Here is a 9,675-nt window from a genome sequence, read left to right as displayed (position 1 = left end):
GACGACCCGGTCGGCTCCGTGGGCGACGGCGCGCACGGCCGGTCCGGACAGCAGGACGTCCCCCATGCTGTCCAGGCGCGCCACGATCACGGTTCCCCCGCTCACGAAGCGTCCCTTCCGAGCAGGCGCAGGACGGCGGCCTCCAGGTCGGGCGCGGTCTCGGGCGCGGAACGGCACTCGGCGTCCAGGGTGGCGGCGGTGGGCACGAGCACCCCGCGCGCGCCCGCGGCCCGCGCGGCGTCCACGTCGGCGCCGATGTCGCCGACCAGTGCGCAGCGGGAGGGCGGCAGGCCCAGTTCGGCCGCGGCGGAGCGGACCATGCCGGGCGCGGGCTTGCGGCATCCGCAGCCGTCCTCCTCGCCGTGCGGGCACACGCGCCACACGTCGAAGGGGCCCAGCAGTTCCTCCACGCGCCGGTTGACCGCGTCCACCTGGTCGCGGGTGATCAGTCCGCGGGCGATGCCCGACTGGTTGCTGACCACCCCGACGGCGAGTCCGGCGCCGCGGGCCAGGGCGAGCGCCCGTTCGGCCGAGGGCGTGGGGCGCACCTTGTCGGGGTCGCCGTTGTAGGGGACGTCCTCGACCAGGGTGCCGTCCCTGTCGAACAGCACGGCCGCCACCCCCGGGGCGGGCCGCGCCCCGGCGTGGCGGATCTCGCCGCGCAGCCGCTGCCAGCAGGCCAGGGGCGGGATGAGCGCGCTGGTCACCAGCATGTCGGTGACCTCGTCGCGGGTGGCGGGTCCGCCTCGGATCCGGCGCCGGGCGAACGCGGCGGTGCGCGCGGTCCACAGCGCGGCGCACGCGGCGGCCGCGGCGCGGCGCCCGGTCAGGGCCGCCCCAGCGGCGCCCAGCAGGGCGGCCGTGGTGAGGACGTGCCCGCGCAGCCCGCCGGGGCCCTCCCCGACCCGGTTGCGCCAGCCGCGCCCGTGCAGGCGGTCCATCAGCGCGTTGTCGGCGTTGCCGCGCTGGGCGGCCAGGCTCGCCCAGCGCCCGCCGCCGCGCAGCGGGTGCACGCACTCGCGTTCGCCGGGCACGAGGACGAACCCGGCGCCCACGACCCGCAGGGCCAGGTCGGTGTCCTCGCGGTAGGCGCGCGGGAAGCGGGCGTCGAAGCCGCCGACCGCCTCCAGGGCGCTCCTGCGGTAGGCCATGTCGGCGGTGATCCAGCGTGCGCCCTCCAGGGCCAGGGTGGCCCGTTCGGCGTCCGTGGGCCGGTGCCCGCGCGGGCGGGGCACGGTGATGCGGCCCTGGCTGGCGCCCACCTCGGCGGGCAGGTCGGCCAGGTCGGCGCGAAGGCGCCGCGGCCAGTCCGCGGGCGGGGCCACGTCGTCGTCCAGGAAGGCGATCCACTCGGTGGCGCAGGCGTGCCACCCGGCCTGGCGGGCGGCGGCGGGGCCGCCTCCCCCGGTGCGCAGGACGCGCACCCGGGCGTGGTCGGTCCCGGGCAGCGGCGCGGTGTCGTCCGGCGGCCGGTCGTCCACGACGACGACCTCCTCGGGCGCCTCCCGCGGCGGTGCGTCCAGAAGCGGTTCCAGAACGCGGGGCAGGGTGTCGCGCCCCACGGTGGGCACGACCACGGAGTAGCGGGGAGCGCTCACCGGTGCGCCCCCTCGCCCGCGCGGCGGCGCACGACGAACGGGCCGATGGCCAGCAGGTCCACGGGCGCGGACCCGAAGCACTCCAGGGCGTCGCGCGGGGAGTCGACCATGGGCCGCCCGGCGGTGTTGAGGCTGGTGTTGACCAGGACCGGCAGGCCGCTGCGCCGTTCGAAGCGGTCCAGCAGGCGCGCGGTGAGCGGGTCGTCCCGCTCGGCCACGGTCTGGACGCGGGCCGTGCCGTCCACGTGCACCACGGCGGGCAGGCGGTCGCGCCAGTCGGGGTGCACCTCGTGGACGAAGAGCATGTAGGGGCTGGGCAGGGGCCCGCCCGAGAAGATCTCCGACGCCCTGTGCTCGGCCACCATCGGCGCGACGGGGCGGAACTGCTCGCGCCCCTTGACCCGGTTGAGCCGTTCGAGGTTGTCGGGGTTGGACGGGTTGGCGAGCAGGGACCGGTGTCCCAGCGCTCGGGGCCCGTACTCCGCGGCGCCCTGGAACCAGGCCACCAGCGCGTCCCGCTCCAGGGCCTCGGCCACGGTGTCGGCCAGGTCGTCGGGGCGCTCGAAGGCGACGTCGGCCTCGCGCAGGATCGCGTGCAGCTCGTCCTCGTCCCAGGAGCGGCCCAGGGCGGCCCCGGGCATGGGCGCCACGTCCTCCACGAGCGAGGCCGCGTGCAGGGCGCCGCCGAGCGCGGTGCCCGCGTCTCCGGAGGCGGGCTGCACCCAGACGCTCGCGAAGGGCCCCTCTCGGACGATGCGGCTGTTGGCGACGCAGTTGAGCGCGACCCCGCCCGCCATCGTCAGGTGCGGGCGGCCGGTCCGCTCGTGCAGCCAGCCGACGACGGCCAGGAGGGTCTCCTCCATGGCGGCCTGCACGCTGGCGGCCAGGTTCGCGTGCTCCTTGGAGGGCTCCTGCCCCGGCTCGCACGGGTCGGTGAGGGAGTTCCAGTCCAGGCCCGAGGCGCGGACCAGGCCGTCGCCCTCGTAGCGCACGCACTTGCGGACCGCGTCGAGCATGGTGGGCTCGCCGTAGGAGGCCAGGGCCATCACCTTGTACTCGTCGCTGGAGCGGTGGAAGCCCACGTGTTCGGTCAGCTCCTCGTAGACCAGCCCCAGGGACTCGGGCAGCGGCTGGCGGACCAGCACGTCCAGCTTCCCGCCGGTGTAGACGCCCGCCATGTGCGAGGTGCTCTCGCCGCGGCCGTCGGCCACGAACACCGCGCACTCGCCGCCTCCGGCCTCGGGCGGGGCGGCGAGTCCGGCGGAGGCCGCGTGCGCGACGTGGTGGGGGACGTAGGTGACCTTGGCCGGGTCCAGGCCCGGCAGCGCGGTGGCCAGGAAGTGCGGCGCGCGCTCGACGTAGAACAGGCGCAGGCGTTCCCAGCCGCGGTCCTGTCCGGGCCCGTCGGGGTCGGCCAGCGCGGGGTCGTAGGAGTAGGTGACCGCGTCCAGGTCGTCGGGGCGCAGCCCCGCGCGCTCCAGGCACCAGCGCATCGCCTGCTCCGGAAGCTCCCACGTGGAGAAGGGGACCGCGGCCTTGCCGTGCTTGCGCCGCGAGAACCGTTCCTCCTCCGCCGCCGCGACCGTACGGCCGTCGACGACGATCGCCGCCGCCGGGTCGTGGAAGACGGCGTTGACACCGAGGACACGCATGTAACCGCTCCCTCCTCAGGCCCGGTCTGCGACTCAGACGCCGAGCGCACCCACTCGACTACCAGCAGCAGCGACGCCTAAACATCGGCCACAGGCGAACCGGAACCCGCTCACCAGCACCGACGCGCTCGTGGAAACCGCTCCGTGCCCGCCGCCCGCGCACCCGCGGTCCGCCCCGCGGCGGCGGGGGAGCCGTCATGTTTGCCCCCACGGTTGCGGGCTATGGGACCGGTGAGAACGGAAGAGGCACGACCGGCACGAAAGGAGCAGGACCATGGTGGTGCGAACCATCGACCAGGTGATGAGCAGCCCGGTCCGCACGGTCTCGCCGGACACGTCCCTGCGTGAGGCCGCGGAGATCATGCGCGACGCCGACGTGGGCGACGTCGTCGTGACCCGGGACAGGCAGATCATGGGCATCCTGACCGACCGCGACATCGTGGTGCGCTGCGTGGCCGAGGGCGGCGACCCGAGCGAGCACAGCGTCGGCGACGTGTGCAGCTCGGAGGTGGCCACCGTGCCGCCGCAGAGCGGGATCGCCGACGCGGTGCACGTCATGCGCACCAGCGCGGTGCGCCGCCTTCCCGTCGTGGACGGCGACCGCGTCGTGGGCGTGGTGTCCATGGGCGACCTGGCGCGGGCCGTGGACGAGGACTCGGCGCTGGCCGACGTCAGCGCCGCCGACCCCAACCGCTGAGGTATCCGGTGGAACCGGTGGGAGAGAACCCGGGCCTCGGCCACGGGGGCCCGGACGGGGGCCGGGTCCCCGGCACGGGAGGGCGGCCGACCCTGCTGGCGCTGCGGGCGCTGGGGCTGGGTGACTTCGCCACGGCCGTTCCCGCGCTGCGCGCGCTGGAGCGGGCGCTGCCGTCCTGGCGGCGCACCCTGGCGGGCCCCTCCTGGTACCGGCACCTGGTCGCGCTGGCCGGGCTGGACTGGGAGGTCCTGCCGACCGAGCCGCTGCGCGCGCCCGACACGCGCTCTCCGGACCTGGCGGTCAACCTGCACGGCCGGGGGCCGCAGAGCACCGCGGCCCTGGCGGCGCTGACGCCGGAGCGGCTGTGGACGCACGGCCACCCGTCCGCCCCGCAGTGGCCGGGCCCGGAGTGGCCCGAGGGGGTCCACGACGCCGAGATCTGGTGCCGCCTGCTGCTCGCGCACGGTGTGGCGGCCGACCCGGACGACCTGCGGTGGCCGGACCCGTCGCGGGGGCGGGGCGCGGTGGTCGAGGGGGACACCGCGATCGTCCACCCGGGGGCCGCCTCCGGGTCGCGGCGCTGGCCCCCGGAGCGTTTCGCGCGCGTGGCGGGGGCCCTGGCGGCCTCGGGGCTGCGGGTGCTGGTGACCGGCTCGCCGAACGAGACCGCGCTGGCCGAGCGGGTGGCCGAGGCCGCCGGGCTCGGCGGTCGGGCGGTGCTGGCCGGGCGCACCTCCCTGGACCTGCTGGCGCGGCTGGTCGGCGAGGCTCGGCTGGTGGTGTGCGGGGACACCGGGGTCGGCCACCTGGCCACGGCCTACGGCACGCCGTCGGTGCGCCTGTTCGGGCCGGTCTCCCCGCGGCTGTGGGGCCCGCGGGTGGACCGGGACGTCCACGTGTGCCTGTGGGCGGGCCGCCTGGGCGATCCGCACGCCGCCGAACTGGACCCGGGACTGGACGCGATCGGCGTGGAGGAGGTCGTCGCCGCGTGCCGGAGCGTGTGCGCCTCCGGGCGCCCCGCCGCTGAAGAAGCGGTCCCCGGCTCCTGAGTTCTCGCGCCCCGAGCCGGATTCCATCCGGACACGGGCTCGGAACTCCTTGTGCCGGAGCGTGTGCGCCTCCGACCGCCCCACCGCCGAACAGGCGGTCCCCGGCTCCCGAGCGCCGACCCCCTGCCCGAAAGCGTGGACGATGTGACGCACGGGAGTTCCGCAGCGGTGGCCCTGCCCCCGAGGGCGCTGTCAGCGGTCCACCGCGCCTCTGGGAGCAGGACCGCCCCTGGTGGGCGCGGGTCGGCGCGCCCTCCCGGTCACGCGTCGGCGTCGCCGGACGCGTTCTCCGTCTTGGGGCGGGCGCGCAGGTGCGCGCGCTCCCCCTGTCTGCCGAACAGGCTGAGGAACTCGACCGCCTCGGTGTCGGCGGAGCCGAACCAGTGCGGCACGCGGGTGTCGAACTCGGCCGCCTCCCCCGGGGCGAGCACCAGGTCGTGCTCGCCCAGCACGACCCGCAGCCGACCGTTGAGGACGTAGAGCCACTCGTAGCCCTCGTGGGTCTGCGGGTCGGGCCGGCTCGGCCGGTCGCGGCCCGGGATCACCAGCTTGTACGCCTGGATGCCGCCGGGGCGGCGGGTCAGGGGCAGCATGGTCATGCCGTGGCGGTTGACCGGACGCAGGTGGATGCGCGGGTCGCCGGTGGGCGGCGCGTCCACGAGTTCGTCGAGGGTGACCCCGTACGCCCTGGCCAGCGGAAACAGCAGTTCGAGGGTGGGTCGGCGAGAACCCGACTCCAGCCGGGACAGCGTGCTCACCGAGATGCCGGTCGCCGCCGACAGGTCGGTCAGCGTGGTCTCCTTCTGCTTGCGCAGTGCGCGCAGCCGGGGTCCGACCGCGTCGAGCGCCTGGTCGAGGTCGTGTTCCATGCCGCCATTTTGCCATAACGGCAACAAAGATTGCGCGAACCGGCGAGGGGGTCGCATGGTGGGGGCATGGAGGTGATCGCGGTGAACGATCAGTTGGAGAACGGCTACGACGCGGTGGTGGTCGGCGGTGGCGCCGCCGGACTGAACGGCGCCCTCATGCTGGCCCGGGCGCGGCGCTCGGTGGCGGTGCTCGACTCGGGCGCCCCGCGCAACGCGCCCGCGTCGGGCGTGCACGGGCTGCTGGCCCGGGAGGGCATGTCCCCGGCCGAACTGCTGGAGCGGGGCCGGGCGGAGGTGCGCGGCTACGGCGGCCACGTGAACACAGGGGAGGTCACGGCTGTGACCCGCGACGGCGGCGGGTTCCGGGTGGAACTGGCCGACGGCCGCGGCGTACACGCGCGCCGGGTCCTGGTGACCACCGGGCTTGTGGACGAACTACCGGATGTGGCGGGCGTGCGGGAGCAGTGGGGCGCGGGCGTGGTGCACTGCCCGTACTGCCACGGCTGGGAGGTGCGCGACCGGGCCATCGGCGTGCTGGCCAGCGGTCCGATGGCGGTGCACCAGGCGCTGCTGTTCCGCCAGTGGAGCGAGGACGTCACGCTCTTCACCCACACCACGCCCTCACCGGGCGAGGAGGACGCCGAGAAGCTGGCCGCCCGCGGCATCCGCGTGGTGGAGGGTCCGGTGGCCTCCCTGGAGACCGCCGACGGCCGGATCACGGGGCTGCGGCTCGCGGACGGCACGGTGGTCGACCGGGAGGTGGTGGCCGTCGGAACGCGGATGGTGGCACGCGCCTCCTTCCTGGAGACGCTCGGCCTGCGGGCGCGGGAGCATCCGATGGGGGTCGGCGAGTACGTCCCCACCGACGAGAACGGCCGCACCGAGGTGCCCGGGGTGTGGGCCGCGGGCAACGTCACCGACCTGACCGCCCAGGTCGGCGCGTCGGCGGCCTCGGGCGCCGCCGCCGGGGCCCAGATCAACGCCGACCTGGTCAACGAGGACACCCGCCGGGCGGTCGCCGCCCGCCGCGACGCCTTCTCGGCCGAGTCCGAGGCGCGTGTGGGCGAGCTGGTCGCGGGCGAGGGCCGCCACGGTCTGTGAGCTCCGGGAAGGGGGCGGCGCGTCCGGGCGTGTGGACAGGGCCTGGTCGCCTCCGACCCCGGGACCGGGACTGCCGACCACGGCGGCCATGAGGCCGCCCCCGCACGGCTCCGTGGCGCGGGCACGCAGGCGCCCGTGACCGCTGTTCCCCGCGGCGTACCGCGCCGCGGGGAACAGCGCCCGTCCCACGGCGGAGCACGCCGGCCGAAGATGCCCTAGCCTTGCGGCGTGCACCACGACGACGAGCACACCGAAAACGCGGACGCCGGGGACGGCCGGGGCCCCGATGTCGCCCACCTCCTGGTCCGCCTCCTCAACATCAGCCAGCGGATCGGGCGCTACGCCGCGCACGAGACCGGTGAGCGCACGTCCCCGGCGACATGGCGCGCGCTGAGCGTGCTCCAGGAGAAGGGGCCGCTGCGGCTGGGCGTCCTGGCCGAGCACTGCCGGGTCAGGCAGCCGACCATGACGGTGATCGTGGAGTCGCTGCTCTCCTCCGGGTACGTGGCGCGCAGTCCCGACCCCGACGACCGGCGGGCCCAGCTGCACGAGCTGACCCTGGCGGGCGCGGCGGCGCTGGAGGACTGGCGGCAACGGATCGGCGACGCGCTGGAGCCGCTGTTCTCCGACCTGTCCGCGCGCGAGCGGGAGCTGCTGTCGGAGTCGGTGCGGCTGCTGGACGAGCGGCTGCGCCGCGGCGGGGCCTGAGCGGGCGGTTCCGTTCCCGGAGCCCGGTCACACCCTCGGCTCGCACCGCCCTCGCGCCCGCCGCCCACGTGCCCTCCCGCGGTTCCGGTGATCGACGCCTCCCCTCCCTCGGGCCCCTCGCGTGCCGGTCGGGAATGCGCGGGGATTAACATAGGTTACCTATGTGAATGAGGGCCCCGACCGGATCGGCCGCCGTCCTCCCCACCATCAGCGACGACAGGGAGCAGCGAGAACATGGTGGCGAAGACCGACACCCCGCGTACAGCACCGCCCGGAGGCGCGGACCAGGGACACGCGCCGGAGGGTTCCATCCTCCGGCAGCCGCGCGCCGTGTGGGCCGTGGCGTTCGCCTGCGTGATCGCCTTCATGGGCATCGGCCTGGTCGACCCGATCCTGCCCGCGATCTCCCGCAGCCTGGAGGCCACGCAGACCCAGACCTCGCTGCTGTTCACCAGCTACCTGCTGGTCACCGGCCTGGCCATGCTCGTCACCAGCTGGGTGTCGAGCCGCCTGGGCGCCAAGCGCACCCTGCTGGTCGGCCTGGCGCTGATCGTGGTCTTCGCCGCCGCGGCCGGGGCCAGCGGCAGCGTCGAGTCCGTCATCGGCTTCCGGGCCGGGTGGGGACTGGGCAACGCGTTCTTCATCTCCACCGCCCTGGCCACCATCGTCGGCGCCGCCAGCGGCGGGGCCTCCTCCGCGATCGTGCTCTACGAGGCGGCGCTGGGCCTGGGCATCGCCGCGGGCCCGCTCCTGGGCGGACTGCTCGGCAGCGTCAGCTGGCGCGGCCCCTTCTTCGGTACCGCCGCGCTGATGGCGGTCGGGTTCGTCGCGATCGCCGTCCTGCTCAGGAGCGACGCCGCGGAGCGGACCGCGCCGGTGCCGCTGTCGGCCCCGTTCGCGGCGCTGCGCGTCCCGGGCATCCTGGTGCTGGCCCTGGCCGCGCTGTTCTACAACATCGGGTTCTTCGCCCTGCTGGCCTACACGCCCTTCCCGCTGGGGCTGGACGAGATGGGCCTGGGGTTCACCTTCTTCGGCTGGGGCCTGGCGGTCGCCGTGACCTCGGTCTTCGTGGCTCCGGTGCTCACCCGCCGGTGGCCGCGCACGCGGGTGCTGTGGGCGACCCTGCTCCTGCTGGCCGCGGACCTGGTCGCCGCGGGCGCGCTCATCTCGTCCACGGCGGGGCTGATCACCGCCATCGTGCTGGGCGGCCTGCTGCTGGGCGTGCTCAACACGGTGCTGACCGAGTGCGTGATGGAGGCCAGCGACCTGCCGCGTTCGGTGGCGTCCTCGTCCTACTCGGCGGTGCGCTTCCTCGGCGGCGCCGCCGCTCCCCCGGCCGCCTCCGCGCTCGCCGCGGCCCTGTCCCCCGGCGCGCCGATGTACGCGGCGGCGGTGTCCGTGGCGCTGGCCGCGGGGATCGTGCTCCTGGGCCGCGGGGCGCTGCGCAGGGTGGACAACGGCCCCGAGTCCGCCCGGGCCGAGGCCGAGGCGATCACGCTGGGCGAGTGAGCGCCGGTCAGCGCCGGGCCGCCTCGACGAGGAAGCGGTCCACCGTGCACGTGAGCGGGATCCCCCGCGCCATGTCCCGGTGCAGCCGCAGCAGCGGCCCGCGGTGGGTGTGCGCGTCGAAGCCCGGCACCTGCCACGGCACCATGCGCAGGTAGGACACGAGCGCGCCCACGTCGTGGAAGCGGCGCAGGGTCCGGGCCCGGCGGGCGCGGGTGACGGCCAGGCCCGCCCCCTCCAGGCCCGCGACCGCCGCGTCGAGGTTCCAGCGCGCGTCCCGGTCCGGGGGCGGCCCCTCCAGGAGGGCGCTGAGTTCGTACCCGTCGTCTCCGCCGACCTGCTGGGTGACGAAGACCCCGCCGGGGGCCAGGACCCGGGCGACCTCGGCGGGGTCGTAGGCCTCGTGGCGGTCGAGCACCGCGCCGAACTCCCCGGAGGGCAGGGGCAGACTCCCGTCGGGCCCCGGCTCCACCACGTCCACCGCTAGGGCCGCGA

General features: G+C 75.8%; 8 protein-coding genes and 1 pseudogene. 5 read left to right on the top strand and 4 right to left on the bottom strand.

The window, feature by feature from the left end:
• Window positions 1–101: 101 nt before the first annotated feature.
• Window positions 102–1,598 carry an HAD-IIIA family hydrolase gene (locus DQW06_RS26775; protein WP_117199536.1) on the bottom strand — a complete coding sequence of 499 codons (1,497 nt, stop codon included), beginning with the start codon at window positions 1,596–1,598 and terminating at the stop codon, window positions 102–104.
• Window positions 1,595–3,250 carry a carbamoyltransferase C-terminal domain-containing protein gene (locus DQW06_RS26770; RefSeq protein ID WP_117199535.1) on the bottom strand — a complete coding sequence of 552 codons (1,656 nt, stop codon included), beginning with the start codon at window positions 3,248–3,250 and terminating at the stop codon, window positions 1,595–1,597. Before DQW06_RS26770 ends, DQW06_RS26775 begins: the two co-directional genes overlap by 4 nt.
• Before the next feature lie 274 nt (window positions 3,251–3,524).
• Between DQW06_RS26770 and DQW06_RS26765 the strand changes: the two genes are divergently transcribed.
• Both DQW06_RS26765 and DQW06_RS26760 read left to right on the top strand, forming a co-directional pair.
• Entirely contained in the window at window positions 3,525–3,947 is a 423-nt protein-coding gene (locus DQW06_RS26765; protein WP_013152604.1) for a CBS domain-containing protein, read from the top strand.
• Window positions 3,948–3,955: 8 nt separating this feature from the next.
• The gene (locus tag DQW06_RS26760; protein WP_117199534.1) at window positions 3,956–4,996 is read left to right on the top strand and encodes a glycosyltransferase family 9 protein; all 1,041 of its coding nucleotides are present in this window, start codon (window positions 3,956–3,958) and stop codon (window positions 4,994–4,996) included.
• A gap of 260 nt (window positions 4,997–5,256) precedes the next feature.
• Here the strand turns inward: DQW06_RS26760 and DQW06_RS26755 are convergent, their stop codons facing one another.
• Window positions 5,257–5,865, bottom strand: a complete 609-nt coding sequence (locus DQW06_RS26755; RefSeq protein ID WP_013152602.1) for a helix-turn-helix domain-containing protein — start codon at window positions 5,863–5,865, stop codon at window positions 5,257–5,259.
• Window positions 5,866–5,931: 66 nt separating this feature from the next.
• On the opposite strand from DQW06_RS26755, the gene DQW06_RS26750 reads away from it, so the two are divergent.
• The 3 genes from DQW06_RS26750 (at window position 5,932) to DQW06_RS26740 (ending at window position 9,183) form a co-directional block, all read left to right on the top strand.
• Complete coding sequence (locus DQW06_RS26750) at window positions 5,932–6,966, top strand: NAD(P)/FAD-dependent oxidoreductase (protein ID WP_071621869.1); 1,035 nt, start codon at window positions 5,932–5,934, stop codon at window positions 6,964–6,966.
• Between the two features lie 228 nt (window positions 6,967–7,194).
• Entirely contained in the window at window positions 7,195–7,674 is a 480-nt protein-coding gene (locus DQW06_RS26745) for a MarR family winged helix-turn-helix transcriptional regulator (RefSeq protein WP_013152600.1), read from the top strand.
• A 234-nt stretch (window positions 7,675–7,908) separates the two neighbouring features.
• Entirely contained in the window at window positions 7,909–9,183 is a 1,275-nt protein-coding gene (locus tag DQW06_RS26740) for an MFS transporter (protein WP_013152599.1), read from the top strand.
• A gap of 7 nt (window positions 9,184–9,190) precedes the next feature.
• On the opposite strand, the pseudogene DQW06_RS26735 reads toward DQW06_RS26740, so the two are convergent.
• Window positions 9,191–9,675, bottom strand: a pseudogene (locus DQW06_RS26735) (class I SAM-dependent methyltransferase); the annotation flags it as partial.

Origin of the sequence: Nocardiopsis sp. TNDT3 (assembly GCF_003427465.1) — a bacterium.
Taxonomy (GTDB): Bacteria; Actinomycetota; Actinomycetes; order Streptosporangiales; family Streptosporangiaceae; genus Nocardiopsis; species Nocardiopsis dassonvillei.
This window is presented reverse-complemented; position numbering and strand designations above follow the sequence as displayed.